The sequence below is a fragment of the Ruegeria sp. CL5 genome (genome assembly GCF_056536485.1).
On sequence record NZ_JBQFPS010000003.1, the window covers coordinates 323,602 to 343,036 of the forward strand.

The following is a 19,435-nucleotide window of genomic DNA, read 5'->3' on the forward strand; positions in this document are numbered from 1 at the left end:
ATCTTGCCCAACCGTCCCTACGATCTACCACCTCTTAGTTCGCTGATCAGCTTCGAAGCAGCCGCCCGGCATGTCAGCTTCAAGACGGCGGCTGAAGAACTCAACGTCACCCCGGCCGCGATCAGCCATCAGGTCAAAGCGCTCGAGAACGAACTGCAATGCGGGTTGTTTGTGCGCCATCATCGCGGTGTTGAACTGACTGAAAGTGGGGCATACCTACTTGTCTCACTGCAACGCAGCCTAGAAGGGATCAGCGAGGCCCTTGGGCAATTGCGGCGCCAATACGACAAAAAAGGAGTGACGATCCGCTCGACAACAGCGGTAAGCTCACTCTGGCTCACGCCACGCCTTGCCCAATTCTGGAAACAACACGGACATGTTTCCGTTACACAGGTTGTAACAGATCTGGGCGTCGACTCTTCGAAGTGTGATTTGAGCATCCATTACGGAGATTCCAGCCGTGAAACAGGTATTTTCAAGACTCTGTTTCATGACAACATCATGGCCTTGTGCAGCCCCCGGTTTGCAGAACAAAACCCGATTGAGCGGGTCGACGAAATCGCGGGGCTTCCACTCATTCATCTCGATGCCCCGGATACCGGATGGACTGACTGGCGCGCGTGGACACAAAAACTGGGGTATGAGGGCCCTTTGAACTCCGCCCATCGCGTCAATAATTACACGATTGCGCTTCAAGCCGCTCAGGACGATATGGGGGCAGTTTTAGGATGGGAGGGCTTGACTTCGGAGCTAATCGCATCCGGCAAACTCGTTAAGTTGTTGCCGCAGAGCATCTCATCACAACTGGATTTTTACGTTAAACTGCACAACACCTCATCCGACCGCGCAAAGCTCGTATTCAAATGGTTGGGTGAGGCGATTTAAGAACACCGCGATCCGAGCGATACCTTTATGCCCCGATTGTTTTGAGCGATCACCTATCGTTGTCGGTCACCCTAACCTTATTGGCAGCAGCAAAAACCCTATTGTCACTTATCGGTCATTCTTCACCGGACAAACAACCAATGCTCTTATTCAATGGTTTGGACACGACCGTCAGAGTAAACAAACTCACTTGAACATCCCCCCCTAAAGGGCATATTCCGTCGCGAAGAGTTGCATCCCGGTGAAATGTTCCGGACACCAATATCGGTACTGCGCCCATACGCTGAGCAATGGTTAAGTGTGTGGTTCCAACCGGAAGCGCACCGCTGGCGGGAAAAAGAAGGAATTTGATTAATGCGTATTGCTATGATTGGTACCGGATATGTCGGCCTGGTGTCCGGAGTTTGCTTTTCAGATTTCGGGCACGACGTTGTTTGCGTCGATAAATCTGAGCGCAAGATCGAAATGCTTCAGGCCGGTGAGGTGCCGATTTATGAACCAGGCCTCGATGTACTTATGGCCAAGAATGTGGCTGCGGGTCGTCTGACATTCACCACCGACTTAACATCAGGGGTCGATGGAGCAGACGCTGTGTTCATCGCAGTTGGCACGCCAACTCGACGCGGCGATGGACATGCTGACCTGACTTATGTGATGGCTGCCGCCGAAGAGATCGCGCAAGCTATCACTGAATATACGGTTGTAGTCACCAAATCGACTGTCCCGGTAGGTACCAATCGCAAGGTTCATGCAGTCGTATCAGCTGCCAATCCCAAGGCGAGTTTCGATGTAGCTTCGAACCCAGAATTCTTGCGCGAAGGTGCAGCAATCGATGATTTTATGCGCCCTGACCGTGTTGTTGTAGGCGTCGAAAGCGAACGCGCGGCAGAGGTTATGGCGGAAATATATCGCCCACTCTATCTGCGGGATTTCCCGATCCTGACCACCGATCTGGAAAGTGCCGAGATGATCAAATACGCCGCAAACGCATTTCTGGCGACAAAAATCACCTTCATCAACGAAATTGCGGGGCTGTGTGAACGTGCCGGTGGCGATGTTAAGGAGGTCGCACGTGGCATCGGTCTTGATGGACGGATTGGCAACAAATTCCTGCACGCCGGGCCCGGCTATGGTGGCTCTTGTTTCCCGAAAGATACCGCTGCACTTGCACGGATCGGGCAGGATCACGCGCATCCAATGCAGATCACCGAAACCGTCATCCGCGTCAATGACGAGGTCAAGAAGCGGATGATCGAAAAGATCCGGGAAGCCTGCGACGACAACTTCAACGGCAAAACGGTTGCGGTGCTGGGTGTGACCTTCAAACCCAACACTGACGACATGCGCGATGCACCGTCTCTGACGATCGTTCCGGCCCTAATTGGTGGCGGTGCCCGTGTGCGCGTGGTTGATCCGCAAGGTCGTGCCGAAGGCGAGGCGCTGCTGCCGGGTGTCGAATGGTTGGATGATCCTTATGCTGCGGCCGCAGAAGCTGATGTTGTTGTTTTGCTGACAGAGTGGAACGAATTCCGTGCCTTGAATCTGAATGACCTGGCAGAAACTATGAAATCGGCCCGCATGGTTGATCTGCGCAACATCTACTCTTCCGCGTTGGTGTTAGGCTCAGGGTTTGAGACCTATGTCGGCGTCGGAGTTGGCGATCACACACAGATGTGACCAGCCACGAGATGTAATTTTATACCTAACAATGAAAACTGCCCGGCATTTAGCCGGGCAATTTTTTGTTACACCCTAGCGATGGGGTGTTCATTCACCAGGCCGATGAAGATCGACACGCAAGTCAGCGCCAGAACAATCGCGAACGGAAAGCCCGTTGCAATGGCTGCCTGAGGTCACAGAGCCATTCCCCAGAGAGCCAGCCCACGAAATCAGAGCGATGAGCATCGGCACAAAAGAGGATATTATGAAATCCACCTAGCTCAATTGGAGGCCATTCAAGCTTGTATAAAGCTGGGTTATTCAGGGCCAATCCACCAGGTCGGTGTCAGCAGCGCAGCGATCTATCTAAACGGGCTGTCAGAAAATCACGAACGCATCGATTGGTCCAACGATCAAGCCAGCAACAACCCCTAATAATAGGCTCCAAAATTATCCGACTTAAATTTCCGATTTGCTTCTTCACTCGAAGTACCGCGCACATCAGGCATGCGTTGAAATCTGGTCGCTATATGGGCGACATTTCTTAGTTGGAATTAGACATTCGTTTATTTGATTGTTGAATAAGCGTTCTGACGAGTTTGCTGGCCGCATCCGTAACTTAGAAAGTCAAGCCACTGAATCTGCCTGCCGATACAACCGACCCATGATCAGCGGCGTAAGATACATCGGGATCTGATAAGCACCGATAAATACCATGATGGGCACAGTCACTTCGGGGGGAAGCGCGACGAAGAAGATAGCAATGTTTCGGTTTCCAGCTATCAAGGAAACCGCTGTTGCCTTTGCAGGAGGGAGACTAGTGCGCGTCAATCGGAACGAGACCACTTGAGCACCAAAATTGATAGCACAAGCAAACACAATCCAAAATATCGCCACACCTGGGTTAACTATGGCCACCGCACTCAATGATGGCATCAGGCCGACCACAAATACGGCAAGCGTGATCGTTGCCGCGCCTTCCATATTCAGAAGCGTGGCGTTTGACGGCTCGCGAAGAACCGTCCTCCGCAACACAATGGCAGAGAGGATAGCGACCACGATGGTAAGAAACAAACGAAGGGTGGTCATTAACACAGCCTGCATATCACCCAATTCAGGCATCAGCCAAAAAATTGGTAAGGCGGTAATTGGCAGCAGAGCAGTCCCCGCCACGACCAGCCGCATCGCGTATTCTGCGGGATATCCCATCATCAGGCACATATTGGGGCTGCCCGAAATAGATGGAGCCGCTGCCATGATTAGCAAAGACAGAAAGACCGGAGTATCAGTCCAGCCACAAACAATACCTACTCCCGCCACCAACAGCGGCATGGCCAGCTGAAAGGCAACGATTGTTACGGCAACCTGCTTCAGATCAACCAGCGAACCCAAAATGGCACCTGGTTTCATCCGCAGCAGCGTTAGAAAAAGCAACACCATGACCAAGGGTGGAAGGAACGGCCGCATTGGTTCGGCCAGTCCCGGCAACAAAAGGCCTGCGACAAGCCCCGACACCAAGACATATGGGCCGTGACGTGCCGCGAGGTGAAGCGGGTTCAAGGCGTACTACCCGCCCGGACTTTGGCGCAGGTTTTCAGGCAACCAGGTGGCCAGTTCAGGGAACCAGATCAGAACAAAAACCATGAGCACCATGATCAGGAACATCGGGATAGCAGCACGCGCGATATAGCTCATCTCGTGGTTGGTCATCCCTTGCATCACAAACAGGTTGAACCCGATGGGCGGTGTGATCTGCGCCATCTCGACGACGACCACGATGAAAATCCCGAACCAGATGAGATCAATCCCGGCGTCACGGATCATCGGTTCGACAACGGCCATGGTCAGCACGACCGAAGAAATCCCATCGAGAAAACAACCCAAAATGACATAGAAAACCAGCAGGACCATCAGCAGTTCGAACCGTGTCAACTCCCACCCCGCGATTAGGTCCGCCAGCCCACGCGGCAGGCCGGTAAAGCCCATCGACAGAGACAGGAATGCAGCACCCGCAAGGATCAAGGCGATCATTGCGCTGGTGCGGGTCGCGCCCATCAGGCTTTCAGTGAAGGTCTTCCAATTCAGCGACCCCTGCCCCGCGGCCAACAACAGACCTCCGATCACGCCAAATGCGGCCGCTTCGGTCGCGGTGGCATATCCCAGATACATGGATCCGATTACCACCATAATCAGCAAGATCACCGGTAATAGGAAACGAGAGTTCTTGACCTTTTCGGAAAAGGTCAACTTGCCCTCGTCGTTGGGGTTCCAGTCTTTGCCAACTTTGGAATAGATGGCGACGTAGCCCATGAACATCGCAGCCAGCACAAGGCCAGGCAGAATACCGGCAAAGAACAGCTTGGTAATCGATTCATTTATCGTCACCCCATAGACGATCAACGTCAGCGACGGTGGGATCATTAGCCCAAGCGTTGCCGCTCCGGTTAGTGTGCCGATGACCATGCGTTCGGGGTAGTTGCGCTTTCGCAGTTCCGGGATCGACATTTTGCCAACCGTAGTCAGCGTGGCCGCAGAAGACCCCGAGACCGCAGCAAACACAGTACAGCCTACGATATTCGTATGCACCAACCCGCCAGGCAAAGGTGCCATCCACGGCGAGAGCCCTTTGAACATGTCTTCGGATAATCGCGTGCGGTAGAGGATTTCGCCCATCCAGATGAACATCGGCAAGGCGGTCAGCGTCCAGGATGACGACGCCGACCAGATAGTCGTGATCATCACATCGCCCACAGGGCGTGTTGTGAATAGTTCCATCCCGACCCATGCGACGCCCATAAGGGCCAGACCGACCCAGACACCGGTGCCCAACAAGGTGAAGAGGACAAAGAGGAAGAGGATAATGACGGATATATTCTCCATGCTCTTACTCTCCGTGGCTCTGATCGGCCAGATCACGGGTGATGCGGTGATCACCCTTGAACAGGACGTGGAACAGGTGATCGGTGAGCGCGATGGCGAGAATGACCGCTCCGATCAACATGGTTGATTGAGGTATCCAAAGGGCGGTTTTGTCCTGCCCCTGGCTTATGTCGTTGAACTTCCAGCTCCAGTACACAAAGCGATAGGCGTACCAGCAGAAATACCACATGACGGCAGAGCCGATGGCAAAGCACCAGATTTCGAGAATTCTGCGAAAGCCATCGGGAACCGCATTCAAGAGGATGGAAACCCGAATATGGCTGCCCCGGTTCAGGGCATTGGCGAAGGCCAGAAACGACGCAGCAGCCATCGCGTATCCAGCATAATCCGGCGCGCCGGGAAAAACTTCGCCGGTCCAACGGGCCAACATTTGCACCACAATGAGCACCAGAATGGCAATCAGGCTGAGCGCCGCCAGAACCCCTGCTGCCTGATAGATGAAATCCAGTACGGACCTGAGCCCTCGCATTGCCGCCATGCTATCCCCGCTGTGTTTATTGTGGATTGTGAGCAGGCGGCAGGATGACCCGCCGCCCGCATTCGAATGATTACTGAGAGTTGAATGCGTCGACGATGGCTTTGCCTTCGTCTCCGGCGGCCTCAAGCCATTCATTGGTCATGGTGACGCCGATTTCTTTCAGCTCATTCGTCATCTGCTCGGACGCAGGACCAACGGTCATACCGCCATCGCGCAGACCCTGAAGCGTAAAGCCGGTATATTCCTTGGCGCGCCAGTTACCGGCATACTCGGCCAGTTCCGCACAGCCTTTGATCACATTCTTATTGGCGTCCGAAACACCAGACCACACCTCTGAGTTGACCATCACATAGTTGCGCGGCAGCCAGGCATCCACCTCATAGAAGTAGTTCAGGCTTTCCCAGACCTTGCGGTCATATCCAGTTGAGCCGGACGACACCATGGAATCCGCCACACCGGTTGCAAAGGCCTGGCTGATCTCAGCCGCCTCGATAGTGACTGGTAGCATCCCGGTCAACTCGGCCAGCCGCGAAGTGGCATTGTTGTAGGACCGGAACTTGATCCCTTCCATATCCGCAACCGAGTTCACTTCGTTCTTGAAGTACAGACCTTGCGGTGGCCATGGCACGGCATAAAGCAGGGTCAGGTTCTGCTCGGCCAGCAGCTTTTCAATCGAAGGTTTAGCAGCGTCCCAAAGCTTGGCGCTGTCATCAAATGACGTTGCCAGGAACGGGATCGAGTCAAAGCCAAACAGCGCGTTTTCGTTCTGGTGACCAGACAGCAGACGCTCACCAATTGGGGCTTGCCCGGTCTGGATCGCACGCTTGATGTCGGCACCTTTAAACAGCGAGCCAGAAGGGTGCGTGACAATCTCAATCTCGCCACCTGTGCCGGTGGTGACGCATTTGGCAAACTCCGCGCCCGTGGCCGAGTGGAAGTTTGATGCCGAATAGGCCATCGGCATATCCCATTTCTCGGCCATTGCAGGTGCGGCTGCGGCAGCTGTCAGAGCGGTTGCCGCCAGAAGGCTTGTCAGTTTTTTCATCATGTTTCTCCCTGTTAAGTTTTGACGCGCCGGCGTTCTTCGCCAGTCATTTCTATATTGCGAAACGCGAGGGTGCATAGACGCTCATGTCTGTGTTCGGGGTTCTGCCCGCAATCATCTGGGCCAGAAGTCGCCCCGTTTTCGGCCCGCCTGTCAGGCCTATGTGATGGTGCCCAAAGCCCATATACGCACCGCTGATCCCCGGAGCCTCACCAATAATTGGGATCGAGTCAGTTGGTGCTGGGCGGTGCCCCATCCATTCCACTTCCTCCTTCCATGTCAAACCCGGGAAAGCCATCCGGGCATTCTTGCGCATCAATTCAAACGGCGCGCGCGAGGGTGGCGCATCAAGCCCGCCAAACTCCACAATGCCAGCCAAACGAATGCGGCCATCCATCGGTGTGGCAACAAATTTGCCAGAAACCACCATGACCGGACTGCGCGGCATGGCAGAAGGCTCCACCAATTCAAGATGATAGCCGCGTTCGCTCTCAAGGGGAACAGAAATGCCCAGACGCTTGGCTAAAGGTCCTGACCAAACGCCTGCGGTTACGATCGCAGTGTCGCACGGGATGGTTTCCCCACCCGTACGAACGCCGGTTACCTTTCCATTCTCCTGAACCACATCATCGACTGCGGCACGAAGGATCGTGCCTCCATTTGCTTCCACATACGCCGCCAGATCTTTGACATAGCGACCCGGGTCAGTGATATGGCCGTGGTCCGAGAGCTTCGCAGCAAAACCGATGTCTTCACTATAGACCGGATCATAGGCGTGGAAGGCTGGGCCTTCCAACTCGTCCCATATGAAACCGTTCCGACGACGAATGTCCCACCCAAATGCGTCTTCCTTGTAATGCGTCCGGTCTTTGTAGAGGAACAGGTAGTCGGATGGCACGATCCACTTTTCAGCGCCAGTGCCCTCGGCCAGCGCTTTATGGTCGTTCAGGCTATCGCCTACAATTGGTGTCAGAGCTGCAGCGATGCGTTCCACATCTGATGCATTCGCATGACTCAGATAGCGGGTCATCCAAGGGACCAGCTTTGGCAGGTACCCCCATTTCAAAAACAATGGCTGCGACGGGCTGAGCAGCATTTTGGGCGCTTTTCTGAGAAGCCCCGGAACAGTCACTGGCACAATCGAGCAGGACGCCAGCACGCCCCCATTGCCGTGGGAGGTCCCCTCCCCCGGTCCCGCCTTGTCGATCAGGATTACCTTATGTCCTTCCCTCTGCAGCCATACCGCAGCAGACACGCCGACGATCCCGGCACCGATGATCGCTATGGTCTTCTTCTCGCTCACGCCGCCACCGCCTTTGCCACTGCATAATGGTCAAGTTTGGCTATATCTGGCCTATTGCCGAGACCAGGAGCGTCAGGGACGACCACCTCGCCGCCGCTGACTTGGAAGGGGCTTTCCAGAATGTCTTCTTTCAGGAAATAGGAAGCTTGGTAGAACTCGCAGCCCAACGTGATCTCAGGGGTTGCCGCAATCATGTGCGTTCCTGCCAGATGTGCCAGTCCAGCCTCGAACATATCGCCGCCATAGGCTGTCAGACCGTGTGCTGCAGCAACACGGGCCACAGACTGCCCCCGGGTCAGACCACCGGATTTCATGATTTTCACAGATACCCCATCACAAATGCCCTCGCGCGCGGCACGTTCCATATCTTCAGGGCCAAAGACACTCTCATCGGCCAGCAGCGGTACGTCGATCATTTGTCGTAGCTTGCCCATCATACCGAAATGGTGGGCCCGGACGGGTTGCTCGATGAAATCCGGAGCGAATTGCGCAACATCACGTACCTGAGCGGGAGCGTCCTCAATACTGAGCCCCTGATTATAGTCCACTCGAACCGAAAGCTCCGGATAATTCTGAGCGAGATACTCTAGTCGCATGATATCAAAGGCGTGATCCTTGAACCCGGTTTTGAGCTTCACAAGGCGAACACCATCCGCCTGCAACCGAGCCAAGAGGTCAATATCCTGCACAAAATCTGGATTCGCGATAGAGCAACTGAGCGGGATGGTCTCACGACACCGCCCACCCAGAAGGGACCAAACCGGAACTCTGCTGATCCTGCCTGCAAGATCAAGCAACGCAGTCTCCAATGCGGCCTTCGCTTCGGTGCAATGTGCGACCGCATAAGCCGCCCGCGCCATGATCGCTGACCGATTAGCGACCACCTGTCCGACCACGAGTGGGCGCAGATAACGATCCAGGGCTGCGTAGGTGGCTTCGGGGGTGCCTGTGAAAACGGACCAAGGGGACGCTTCACCAAACCCTTCGTTGCCGTCTTCGGACTTGAGACGCAGAACAACGACTTCGCAGACACCTTCAACGGACCCAATACCGTGATCTCGGCGCGAGGTAACCGGCAACTCAAGGTGCCAAAGATCATAGCCTATGATTTTCTGTGACAGATTGCCCATTGCGCCCCCAGCCTATGGCGAGAGCCTGCCTTGACCGAGCTATCATTTCAAATACTATATTATCTAGAGATCATCAGAAAAAATGATACTGTAAAACATGTCCCTGCGTTTTCGTCAGCTGCAAGCCTTTCATGCAATAATGGAGACCGGAACCGTGACAGGCGCGGCTTCGGTGCTTGGAATTTCACAGCCGGGTATCAGTAACCTTCTGGCCCAACTCGAACGAGAAGCGCGGCTACCTCTATTTGAGCGTAACAAAGGGCGCCTTCTGCCTACGCCAGAAGCTGAATTGCTGTATCGCGAGGTTGATACGGTTGTTCGAGGCCTGGACCACGTGGCGCAGGCCGTCACGGATCTGCAGAACAAGCACCCCGGCCAATTGCAGATCGCCGCACCACATCTTTTATCCTTCGGCTTCATGCCGCGTGAGATTGCTCGCTTCGCCAAAAGCCGCCCGAACCTATCGGTAAGTTTTCAATCGCAATATTCCTCGAAGATTCAAGAGTGGGTAATCTCTGGCTTGTTTGAGATCGGCATTGTCGAGATGCCCATTCTGCATGACACGCTAAACTACCAAGTCTTTCAGTTTGAAACGCTGGCAACCTTCCCAGAAGGAAGCCCATTGGCTGTCCATGATGTGCTCACACCCGAGATACTCGAAAACGAACCGTTCATCGTGATGGGTCCTGAACATCAAACACACAGGCGGACCAGGGACATCTTCCAATCCGCGGGGCGCACCTGGCGGACTCAGATCCACACCCATCTGTCCGAAAATCTGCTGAGCTTCGTTAAGCAAGGTATGGGGGTTGCGATGATCGACCCCTTTACCGTTACTTTTGATGGCGAGCGCGGGTATCAAACCCGCCCTTTCCGACCCGCCGTGATGCTGGATCTGGCAATCATCACCGCCAAAGGACGCCCTCTTTCAACGATTGCTCAGGATTTTATGGCCCAACTAACCCCTTCGATCGCCTCCTACGCGACCCACTCTGAGACTGGTGCTGCCGCTTCGTGAAGCTGTTGGGAATGGATGTCGACCAGTGTCGGTCCATCATGCTCAATCGCCTGTTTCAGAACTTTCGGTAGATCCTCAGGGTCTTTGACTGTCCAGGATTTCACACCGAAGGCGCTTGCGACGGCGGCGTGGTCGGTGCGGTTGAAATCGACGTTGTAGTAGCGCTGGTCAAACCCCGCGTTCTGTCCCGCTTTGATCCAGCCAAAGACTGAATTCGAGAACACGATCGATGTGATCGGCATGTTGTGCCGCACCATGGTTTCGAACTCACCACAGGTAAATCCAAAAGAGCCGTCCCCCATCACGGAGAGCGTTTTGACCGAAGGCCGCCCGATATGTGCGCCCATAGCAGCACCCAAAGAATACCCCAGCGCCCCATGGGCCCGATTGGTAATGAAATGCCGACCGGGTTTCCGCCAGCGGTAATGTGCACTGAAATAAGGACATGGCGTGCCTGGATCAGCGACCACAATCGCATCGTCATCCAAAATATCCATCAGCGAAGCCATAACCGCTTCGGGACGGATCGGTGTTTTGTGGCTAGCAGCGAGTGAGTTGAAGGCCGCCATCTTGGCCGCCCATGCGGCGCTGGCTTTGGCAGCACCACCAAGCTTTGGCAGATCATTCCGTTCTTCCAGCGCTTGGGCCAAAGCCTCAAGCGCCAATCGGGCGTCGGCACAAATTGCAACCTCGGTCGGATAATTGGCCCCGATCACCATCGGATCACTGTCGATATGAATGATAGTGGCATTGCGCGCGGGGCTTCTCCAGCGTTCAGTCGTAACTGATCCTGCACGACAGCCGATGAAAAGAACGACATCGGCTGCGTCCACCACTGCACGGGTGGCAGGTACCCCGCCATTCGACCCGACGACACCCAAGGCAAGAGTATCTGTTTCGGCGATGGAACCCTGCCCGGATACTGTCGTGGCAACGGGCATATCCAACAGCGCCGCGACACGGCGCAGGGCGTCTGTGGCTCCGGACAAAACAGGTCCTCCCCCGCAGACCGCCACTGCGGATTTCGATTCCGCGAGTATTTCTGCAGCCGCCTCGATCGCGTCCGGATCAGGCCCTGCGCGCTCGGCTGGATAACTGCGATGCCGGGCATCCGCCCAGATTTCGGCCTCATCGACCGGCGCTTTCTGAGTGTCAAAGGGCAGAGCAAGATGTGTGGCCCCGGGAGTTCCAGTTGTCATCGCTCGAAAAGCAGCACGCACCATGGCTGGCAGTCGCGTGGCATCATCCAGTGAAGCGTTCCACTTAGCCAGCGGTTTGAACAATGCGGGCTGGTCCAATTCGGTGAGCGGATACTTCCCCCGACTGGTCGTTGCCACATCTGAGGTAATTGCCAATATAGGGACCGAGCTTTCATTGGCCTCGACCACACCGGGTAGAATGTAGGTCGCCCCACCCCCAGAAGGGCCTTCGCATACACCTGGCTTACCAGTCACCCGTGCGTAACCATCTGCCATATAGGCTGCATGACGCTCGTCCCGGGTCAGAATGTGCTGAATACCATGATCCATGCGGGCCAGCGCGTCATAGAACGGCAGGGTTGTATCACCACACAAGCCAAACATGTGCTTCACACCATGCGCTTCCAGCATACGAACCATTGCTTCGGCTCCGGTCAGATAATTCGTTCCCGTCATGGTAGATACCCTTTCGATTCTTCCTGCACACAGTACTGTATACAGTTTTGTATATTGATTTCAAGAACGGCGTGTGGCACCTGTAGATCAAGGAGAAATGCTTATGGCGGGTCCACGCGTTGATGACATCTACGATCAGGTGAAGGCGATGGCGGTCTCATTCCGCCTGCGTCCCGGCGATCGTTTGAACGAAGTCGCACTATCGAAAGAATTGGGCGTCAGCCGGACCCCATTGCGTGAGGCTTTGAACCGGTTGGTCGCAGAGAGATTGTTCGACTTTCGCCCGGGACAGGGTTTCTTTTGCCGTCCTCTGGATGCCCAAAGCATTTTTGACTTGTTCGAGTTGCGCCAAATCATCGAAACCGCCGCAGTTCGAGCGGCGTGTACTAAAGCCTCTTCAGAACAATTGCAGGCGCTCCATGATGAGCTGTATGCAACCGGTATCGATATCACCGGATTGACGGTCGAAGAAGCGGTGACCCGGGACGAGGCATTCCATCTAGGAATAGCCAAACTATCCGGAAACAAAGAGTTGCTGCAGACGCTGACACGGATCAACGAGCGCATTCGCTATATTCGCTGGATTTCCATGAGCCTTGACCGGGTTCAGCGATCGAAAGACGAGCATAAACGTGTCATGCAGGCACTGATGGACCGAGATGCCGATGAAGCTGCGCGGGTTTTGGGCACCCACATCAACAAGCGGATGGATCAGGTGCAGGATGCGGTGCGCCATGGGATATCCAGTATCTACATGGAAGGGTCCAAAGATATCTCGACCCGCATCATTCAGGAGGCGCAGTCATGATCGCGAAGGGCGGCAAATCTATCTATGGTGCATCCGTCGGGATTCTCATGCTGGACGCCCAGTTTCCGCGGATTCCCGGTGATATGGGGAATGCGCAGACATGGTCGTTCCCGGTGCTGTATCGCATCGTTCGCAACGCTTCACCTGACCTTGTGGTCCGGCAACGGGCAGAAGGGCTGCTGGACGCGTTTATCGACGCTGCAAGAGACCTTGTTAAAGATGGGGTGGACGGGATCACCACCAATTGCGGCTTTCTCTCGCTGTTTCAGGAAGAACTGGCCGAAGCGGTGTCTGTCCCTGTAGCAACCTCCTCTTTGATGCAGGTTGAGATGGTCAATCGCGTTTTGCCTGCGGGAAAACATGCCGGAGTACTGACCATTTCCGCATCGACGCTGGGCAAAGAACACCTAAGAAAAGCTCGTGTTCCCGAGGGCACACCAATCGGCACAACCGAAGGAGGCATCGAATTTACCTCGGCGATCCTTGAAAACAAACTGACATTGGATGTGGACAAAGCCCGCACCGACAATGTCAAAGCGGCGCTTGCCCTTCAGTCCGACAATCCCGACCTTGGCGCCATCGTGTTGGAATGCACCAATATGTGCCCCTACGCGCCGGATATTCAAAAAGCGACAGGCCTGCCCGTCTTTTCCATCGTGTCTTTCATAAACTGGTTTCATGCCGGACTAACTCCGCCTGAGTACCTAAAAAGTCCCAGAACATAGGAACTCCCCCTACACACTTAGGAAGCCCATATTACCTTCCCTACGGTTAATATGTTAAGGAAAGCGCTTGACCTCAGCGAGCATATTACTTAACATGTTTATCAAATAATCGCAGAGAGAGGGGCTATGCCGCATTTTCACGTCGACTACTCGGGAAACCTCGAAAATATCGTGGACATGAGCGGTCTGTGCGAATGCCTCCGCGCGGCAGCGGCGGATATTGATACCTTCCCAACGCCCGGAATTCGCATTCGCGCGGTGCGGGTCGATCATTATGCCATCGCCGATGGAAACCCGGCCCACGGGTTTATCGATATCTCGATCCGCCTGCGCGCAGGTCGCAGTGAAGATGTGAAACAAGATGCCACTCGGCGTATCTTTGAGGCCGCCAGTACTTATCTGGCCCCGGCCATGGCCCGCCATTCAATCGCATTGTCGCTGGAAATGCGTGACATAGACCCTGAGCTTTCCCCAAAAACCGGCACGATCCGCGACCATATGGGCGCGGCCCGTCAGGAGACCTGATACATGAGCGCACTGGACAGCAATATCGAAAAACTGGCTGGCTATCTGACCCGTTTCAAGGAAACTGGAATCAGAAACCGGATCAATGGGAAAGACCACGATGGCTCTGGTGGTGTGTTTCAATCCACGACACCAGTTGATAAAAGCACCATCTGTGATGTGGCCCGCAGCACCGAGACTGATGTAGATGCGGCGGCCCAAGCCGCAAAGGACGCATTTCCAGCGTGGCGGGACATGCCCGCAACAGAACGAAAGAAAATTCTGATCAACATTGCTGACGCAATCGAGACGCGCGCCGAAGAGATTGCCCTATGCGAATGCTGGGACACGGGACAGACATGGCGGTTCATGTCCAAGGCAGCTTTGCGCGGGGCCGAGAACTTTCGCTATTTTGCTGATCAGGTGGTGCAGGCCCGCGATGGTCAGCAGTTGAAATCACCAACCTTGATGAATGTTACCACCCGCGTACCGATCGGCCCTGTGGGTGTGATCACGCCATGGAACACGCCCTTCATGCTGAGCACATGGAAGATCGCTCCTGCGTTGGCTGCGGGCTGCACCGTAGTTCACAAACCGGCCGAAGATAGCCCGCTAACCGCAAGACTGCTGGTAGAAATTGCAGAAGAGGCCGGGCTTCCACCAGGTGTTCTGAACACCGTAAACGGTTTTGGTCATGATGCAGGCAAACGTCTGACTGAGCATCCTGCGATCAAAGCAATTGCTTTTGTAGGTGAAAGCCGCACCGGAAGCATTATCACCAAGCAAGGGGCAGATACATTGAAGCGGATGCATCTTGAACTAGGCGGAAAAAATCCAGTGATCGTGTTTGATGACGCCGATCTGGATCGTGCGCTGGATGCGGTAATCTTCATGATTTATTCGATCAACGGTGAGCGCTGTACTTCATCGTCGCGTTTGCTGGTACAAGATACGATCAAAGAGGAATTCGAAGCCCGCTTGATTAAACGTGTCAACAACATCAAGGTCGGGCATCCGCTGGACCCAGCAACCGAGATTGGCCCGATTGTAACCGAAGAACACTACAACAAAGTCACCAGCTACTTTGACATCGCCAAGGCTGACGGTGCCACAATCGCTGCAGGTGGCGAAAAGGTCGGCGACGAAGGCTATTTTGTCCGCCCCACCCTGTTCACTAACGCCAATAACCAGATGCGGATTGCGCGCGAGGAAATATTTGGACCCGTTCTGACCTCAATCCCCTTCTCGACCGAGGACGAGGCGCTGACTATGGCGAACGACACCGACTATGGCCTGACCGGTTATGTCTGGACCAACGATCTGACCCGCGCCCTACGCTTTACCGACAAGCTCGAGGCTGGGATGATATGGGTAAACTCGGAGAACGTTCGACACCTACCCACACCGTTTGGCGGGGTAAAGGCATCCGGCATAGGTCGCGATGGCGGCGATTGGAGCTTTGAGTTCTATATGGAACAAAAGCATATCGGGTTTGCCACAGGGCAACACAAAATCATGCAATTGGGTAAGCTATAATTGGCCAACCCGCTCGAAAGACTGAAAATTCAGGAGGAGATCATGGGCGAAATCGTTCTTGCTGCAAAGATGACCCACGTACCCACGCTGCTTATGTCCGAGCAGGAAGGGCCGATAAAAGGCAAACGTCAGCCAGCCATTGACGGTCACCGCGAAATCGCACGTCGCGCGAAAGAGCTGGGTGCAACCACAGTGGTTATTTGTGACACCCACTGGGTTATCAATGCCGGGTTCCACATCAATGCGAACGAGAAGTTTGAGGGGCTGTTCACCTCAAACGAATTCCCTCAGTTCATTCAAAACCTGCCTTATTCGTATCGGGGCAACCCGGAAATGGGGGATGCGATTGCCAAAATCGCATCGGATAAGGGCGCCTATACGCTTGCGCATCATCTGGACAGTCTTGAACTGGAATATGGCACTTTGGTCCCGATGCGGTTCATGAGCCGCGAGCATGACATGAAGGTCGTCTCCGTCGCTGCTTGGGCCACGGTTCACGATCACGACGAAAGTCGGATCATCGGTGAAGCCATTCGCGAGGCGGTCGAGGCCAGCGATGAGAAGGTGCTGCTGGTCGCGTCCGGTTCCCTGTCGCACAAAATCTGGGCCAACAAGGATTACGCTGCCAATAACGGCACATTTACCATCAGCTCGGAATTCAACCGCCAGATGGACTTGCACGTTCTTAAAATGTGGAAGAACGGCGACCACGCCACATTCCTCAAAATGCTGGGCGACTATGCCAATTTCTGCTGTGGTGAAGGTTCGATGCACGACACGGCGATGCTGTATGGCGCACTGGGATGGGATGCCTATGACAAGAAGTGCGAGGTCGTGACTGAGTACTTCCCCAGCTCGGGCACCGGACAGACCAATGTCATCTTCCCTGTTTGACCCTCGAATTGCTGAATCAGAACCTGAGTGTGGCGGCTAACAGTTGAATTTCAGCATGAGACCGGACCCCGCTGACGAGGACAAAAATCAATGCGCTATGCAACTTACACAGCCAATGAAGAACTATTCTACGGGGCTGTTACCGATGAGGGCATGATCGCTCTTTCGCCGGATTTTCCCCACTGGCCATCTCTGTATGATGTTATTGCTGCAGGTGCATTGGACCAGCTAGGGGCGGTTGCCAAAGGCAAACCTGTGACACACACCGAGTTCACGTATGAAATGGTCATGCCCAGTGCACGGCGCATCCTGTGCGTTGGAGTAAATTTCCCTGATCGGAATGCCGAGTACAAAGATGGCAGCGCGCAACCGAAATACATGTCGCTGTTTCCACGTTTCGCCAGTGGATTTACGGGCCATGAACAAAACCTCGTTCGTCCTCCCGAAAACCACACATTGGACTACGAAGGCGAGGTTGCGATTGTCATCGGCAAAACGGGGCGACGTATCCCTCAGGATCAGGCCTATGACCATATTGCAGCGCTGACACTGTGCAACGAAGGCACGATCCGCGATTGGGTCCGGCACGCGAAATTTAACGTCACGCAAGGCAAGAACTGGGATCGTTCTGGGTCCATCGGGCCGTGGCTGGTGCCATTTACCAACGCCTCTCAGCTGGATGACGCCCGTATCGTCACCCGCGTCAACGGAGAGGTACGTCAGGACGATACGCTGAACCGCATGATGTTTCCGGTCCGACGCGAGATCGAATATATCTCGACCTTCATGACCCTACAGCCCGGTGATATCATCGTCACTGGCACGCCCACAGGCGCGGGTGCGCGGTTTGATCCGCCTAAATACCTCAAGCCAGGTGACGTGGTCGAAATCGAAGTCGAAGGCATTGGGACTTTGCGCAATGGCATCGAGGATGAAATTGTATGACGCCCGCCGAGCACGCAAAAGCCGCTGCAGACTTGCTTGACGCCGAACGCTGCGGCAATCAGATCGGCCTTCTGTCTTTGCGTCATCCTGAGATGGGGATGGATGATGCTTATGAGGTACAAAACGCTATCTACCGCGCCAAGTTGGCCGAGGGTCGCAGAGTGGTTGGTTGGAAGATCGGCCTAACCTCGAAAGCGATGCAATACGCGCTAAACATCGATATCCCTGACAGCGGTATCCTGTTTGACGACATGATCTTTGACAATGGCGCAACCGTGCCTGCCGACCGATTCATTCAGCCCCGCGTCGAAGCTGAGATCGCCTTTGTCACCAAATCTCCGTTGGGTGGAAACAACGTGAGCCGAGAAGATGTGATTGCAGCCACTGACCATGTCGCACCTGCCATCGAAATTCTCGATACGCGGATCCAGCGTGTAGACCCCGAGACCGGCAAGACCCGAACCGTGTTCGATACCATCAGTGACAATGCGGCCAATGCTGGCATTGTGTTGGGTGCCGCGCGTCATAAGATCGATGCTGCCGATCTGCGATGGGTCGGAGCTCTGACATTCCGCAACGGTGAAATCGAAGAAACCGGACTGGGAGCGGGTGTGCTGAACGACCCAATCGAAAGCGTTGTTTGGCTGGCGCGCCGCATGGCCACATATGGCCAAAGCATTGAGCCCGGCCAGATTATCCTGTCCGGTAGTTTTATCCGACCGGTCGAATGCCCTTCCGGGACCGAAATCCATGCTGATTTCGGCGTGTTTGGGTCCGTTGACATTCGCTTCGCTTAAAAGAGAGTTCGCCATGCCTGCCCCAACAAACCGCTTTAAGATCGCGCTAAAAGAAAAACGCCCCCAAATGGGCTGCTGGATTGGCTTGGCAAGTCCATACGCCGCCGAAATCTCGGCAACCGCCGGATTTGATTGGCTGCTGGTAGATGGCGAACATGCGCCGAATGATCTGCGCTCGATACTGGAACAGGTGCGCGTGATTGAAGCCTCCGACAGCATACCACTCGCCCGCTTGCCGATCGGCGAAACATGGTTGATCAAGCAATATCTGGATGCGGGTATTCAAAGTCTCCTTGTACCAATGGTTGAGAGTAAGGATCAGGCAGAAGAACTGGTTCGGGCGGTTCGGTATCCGCCTATTGGGTCACGCGGTGTCGGTTCGTCTTTAGCTAGGGCGTCGATGTTCGCTGCAATCGACGACTATCTCACCACTGCAGATGACCAGATATGTCTGATCGTTCAGGTTGAAAACCGTGCCGGCATGGCGGCACTTGACGGAATTCTGGAGACCGAGGTTGACGGGGTCTTTATTGGACCAGCAGATCTGGCTGCTGATATGGGCCACATCGGCCAGGCGGGACACCCAGAGGTCAAAGCCGCCGTGCTTGATGCCATAAAACGCACAGTGGCTGCTGGCAAGGCGGCAGGTATTCTGACCACGGACCCCGAGATGCAACGCCAATGTCTTGATCTGGGTGCAACCTTTGTAGCCACCGACATTGATGTAACCCGATTTGCTAGTGCTATTCGCACGAGCGCGCAACAAGCGTTGAGCCTGCTTCCTGACCAGACAGCATCGGGGCGGATGACCTCGGCCAACAGCAGCAAATATCTGCAACAACTCTGCAAGCACTGGTCGCACAAGGCCGAGGTTGAATTCAACGAGACGCACGGCCGGATCAACTTTTCGGATGGCAAATCTGTCGAGATGTCGGCGACCCAAGACTATCTGTCGATTGTCGCTACAACGGGCGCGCGCGGTGATCTGGAGCATTGGAAACAGATTATTGAACAACACCTCCTACGCTTCGCCTTCCGCGAAGACTGCACGCCGATCTGGGATCAGAGTTCTTCCTGATCCGTTCACGCAGATTTGACAGCAACGAGCCAGCA

Annotated in this window: 18 protein-coding genes; 11 read left to right on the top strand and 7 right to left on the bottom strand. The window is 54.7% G+C overall.

Annotated elements, in window-relative coordinates; translation table 11 throughout:
• Nucleotides 1-3 precede the first annotated feature (3 nt).
• Complete coding sequence (locus ACR0IU_RS07580; protein ID WP_480715820.1) at nucleotides 4-885, top strand: LysR substrate-binding domain-containing protein; 882 nt, start codon at nucleotides 4-6, stop codon at nucleotides 883-885.
• Between the two features lie 354 nt (nucleotides 886-1,239).
• Nucleotides 1,240-2,562 carry a UDP-glucose dehydrogenase family protein gene (locus ACR0IU_RS07585; protein WP_480715821.1) on the top strand — a complete coding sequence of 441 codons (1,323 nt, stop codon included), beginning with the start codon at nucleotides 1,240-1,242 and terminating at the stop codon, nucleotides 2,560-2,562.
• Nucleotides 2,563-3,171: 609 nt separating this feature from the next.
• Here the strand turns inward: ACR0IU_RS07585 and ACR0IU_RS07590 are convergent.
• The 6 genes from ACR0IU_RS07590 to ACR0IU_RS07615 all read right to left on the bottom strand — a co-directional run bounded on the left by ACR0IU_RS07590 (nucleotide 3,172) and on the right by ACR0IU_RS07615 (nucleotide 9,440).
• On the bottom strand, nucleotides 3,172-4,032 hold the full coding sequence (locus ACR0IU_RS07590) for a hypothetical protein (RefSeq protein WP_480715822.1): 861 nt from the start codon (nucleotides 4,030-4,032) through the stop codon (nucleotides 3,172-3,174).
• Nucleotides 4,033-4,110: 78 nt separating this feature from the next.
• Nucleotides 4,111-5,424 (bottom strand): TRAP transporter large permease, encoded by a 1,314-nt coding sequence (locus ACR0IU_RS07595; RefSeq protein WP_010441588.1) that lies wholly within the window; start codon nucleotides 5,422-5,424, stop codon nucleotides 4,111-4,113.
• Between the two features lie 4 nt (nucleotides 5,425-5,428).
• A complete protein-coding gene (locus tag ACR0IU_RS07600) occupies nucleotides 5,429-5,962 on the bottom strand; it encodes a TRAP transporter small permease subunit (protein ID WP_170587148.1) in 534 nt (177 codons plus the stop codon).
• A gap of 70 nt (nucleotides 5,963-6,032) precedes the next feature.
• Nucleotides 6,033-7,007 carry a TRAP transporter substrate-binding protein gene (locus tag ACR0IU_RS07605; protein ID WP_170543997.1) on the bottom strand — a complete coding sequence of 325 codons (975 nt, stop codon included), beginning with the start codon at nucleotides 7,005-7,007 and terminating at the stop codon, nucleotides 6,033-6,035.
• A gap of 52 nt (nucleotides 7,008-7,059) precedes the next feature.
• Nucleotides 7,060-8,310 carry an NAD(P)/FAD-dependent oxidoreductase gene (locus ACR0IU_RS07610; protein WP_170774411.1) on the bottom strand — a complete coding sequence of 417 codons (1,251 nt, stop codon included), beginning with the start codon at nucleotides 8,308-8,310 and terminating at the stop codon, nucleotides 7,060-7,062.
• Entirely contained in the window at nucleotides 8,307-9,440 is a 1,134-nt protein-coding gene (locus tag ACR0IU_RS07615; protein WP_480715823.1) for an enolase C-terminal domain-like protein, read from the bottom strand. Before ACR0IU_RS07615 ends, ACR0IU_RS07610 begins: the two co-directional genes overlap by 4 nt.
• 97 nt (nucleotides 9,441-9,537) lie before the next feature.
• Between ACR0IU_RS07615 and ACR0IU_RS07620 the strand changes: the two genes are divergently transcribed.
• Nucleotides 9,538-10,458: a LysR family transcriptional regulator gene (locus ACR0IU_RS07620; protein ID WP_170475281.1), complete on the top strand. Its 921-nt coding sequence runs from the start codon at nucleotides 9,538-9,540 to the stop codon at nucleotides 10,456-10,458.
• Here ACR0IU_RS07620 and ACR0IU_RS07625 read toward each other — a convergent pair.
• On the bottom strand, nucleotides 10,419-12,113 hold the full coding sequence (locus ACR0IU_RS07625; RefSeq protein WP_480715824.1) for a thiamine pyrophosphate-binding protein: 1,695 nt from the start codon (nucleotides 12,111-12,113) through the stop codon (nucleotides 10,419-10,421). The genes ACR0IU_RS07620 and ACR0IU_RS07625 overlap by 40 nt on opposite strands.
• Before the next feature lie 103 nt (nucleotides 12,114-12,216).
• Here ACR0IU_RS07625 and ACR0IU_RS07630 point away from each other — a divergent pair, with 103 nt between their 5' ends.
• The 8 genes from ACR0IU_RS07630 (at nucleotide 12,217) to ACR0IU_RS07665 (ending at nucleotide 19,400) form a co-directional block, all read left to right on the top strand.
• On the top strand, nucleotides 12,217-12,921 hold the full coding sequence (locus tag ACR0IU_RS07630) for a GntR family transcriptional regulator (RefSeq protein ID WP_170475285.1): 705 nt from the start codon (nucleotides 12,217-12,219) through the stop codon (nucleotides 12,919-12,921).
• On the top strand, nucleotides 12,918-13,646 hold the full coding sequence (locus ACR0IU_RS07635; RefSeq protein ID WP_480715825.1) for an aspartate/glutamate racemase family protein: 729 nt from the start codon (nucleotides 12,918-12,920) through the stop codon (nucleotides 13,644-13,646). The genes ACR0IU_RS07630 and ACR0IU_RS07635 overlap by 4 nt, the downstream gene beginning before the upstream one ends.
• A 126-nt stretch (nucleotides 13,647-13,772) precedes the next feature.
• On the top strand, nucleotides 13,773-14,171 hold the full coding sequence (locus ACR0IU_RS07640; protein ID WP_480715826.1) for a 5-carboxymethyl-2-hydroxymuconate Delta-isomerase: 399 nt from the start codon (nucleotides 13,773-13,775) through the stop codon (nucleotides 14,169-14,171).
• Nucleotides 14,172-14,174: 3 nt separating this feature from the next.
• On the top strand, nucleotides 14,175-15,686 hold the full coding sequence (gene hpaE, locus ACR0IU_RS07645; RefSeq protein ID WP_480715827.1) for a 5-carboxymethyl-2-hydroxymuconate semialdehyde dehydrogenase: 1,512 nt from the start codon (nucleotides 14,175-14,177) through the stop codon (nucleotides 15,684-15,686).
• A 42-nt stretch (nucleotides 15,687-15,728) separates the two neighbouring features.
• Nucleotides 15,729-16,580 carry a 3,4-dihydroxyphenylacetate 2,3-dioxygenase gene (gene hpaD, locus ACR0IU_RS07650; RefSeq protein WP_480715828.1) on the top strand — a complete coding sequence of 284 codons (852 nt, stop codon included), beginning with the start codon at nucleotides 15,729-15,731 and terminating at the stop codon, nucleotides 16,578-16,580.
• Nucleotides 16,581-16,670: 90 nt separating this feature from the next.
• Nucleotides 16,671-17,525, top strand: a complete 855-nt coding sequence (locus ACR0IU_RS07655; protein WP_480715829.1) for a fumarylacetoacetate hydrolase family protein — start codon at nucleotides 16,671-16,673, stop codon at nucleotides 17,523-17,525.
• A complete protein-coding gene (hpaH, locus tag ACR0IU_RS07660) occupies nucleotides 17,522-18,322 on the top strand; it encodes a 2-oxo-hept-4-ene-1,7-dioate hydratase (protein WP_480715830.1) in 801 nt (266 codons plus the stop codon). Before ACR0IU_RS07655 ends, hpaH begins: the two co-directional genes overlap by 4 nt.
• 13 nt (nucleotides 18,323-18,335) lie before the next feature.
• Nucleotides 18,336-19,400 (top strand): aldolase/citrate lyase family protein, encoded by a 1,065-nt coding sequence (locus tag ACR0IU_RS07665; RefSeq protein ID WP_480715831.1) that lies wholly within the window; start codon nucleotides 18,336-18,338, stop codon nucleotides 19,398-19,400.
• Nucleotides 19,401-19,435: the final 35 nt, after the last annotated feature.